The organism is Sutterella massiliensis (genome assembly GCF_016899755.1).
GTDB lineage: Bacteria > Pseudomonadota > Gammaproteobacteria > Burkholderiales > Burkholderiaceae_F > Sutterella > Sutterella massiliensis.
This window is the reverse complement of sequence record NZ_JACJJC010000473.1, coordinates 1-255: the sequence shown is the minus strand read 5'-3', so window position 1 is coordinate 255 and position 255 is coordinate 1. Positions and strand designations below refer to the sequence as shown.

Annotated in this window: 1 protein-coding gene; it reads left to right on the top strand. The window is 37.3% G+C overall.

All coding sequences use genetic code 11. The features are described 5' to 3' along the window. On the top strand, nucleotides 1–255 hold a 255-nt coding region (locus H6A60_RS13360; protein WP_205105348.1), incomplete at both ends, for a glycosyltransferase family 2 protein.

The window sequence follows — 255 nt, the reverse complement described above, 5'->3', positions numbered from 1 at the left end:
GGAGTAAGCGCAGCAAGAAATACAGGTCTTCGTTTGGCTAGAGGGGAGTATGTAGCTTTTTGCGATGCAGATGATACATACGATCGGGACTTTTTAGCGAAGTTATATGCACTAGGAAAGAAGAACAATCTCGATATCGTAAAAGGTTCAACTCTTTTAGTTGATGCCTCTGAAAAAGAAAAAGTAGATCCAGAGAATTCCAAAATTTCGACTATTTCAGATTTTAATAGTAAATGGTTCTCTGCTATCTACAAA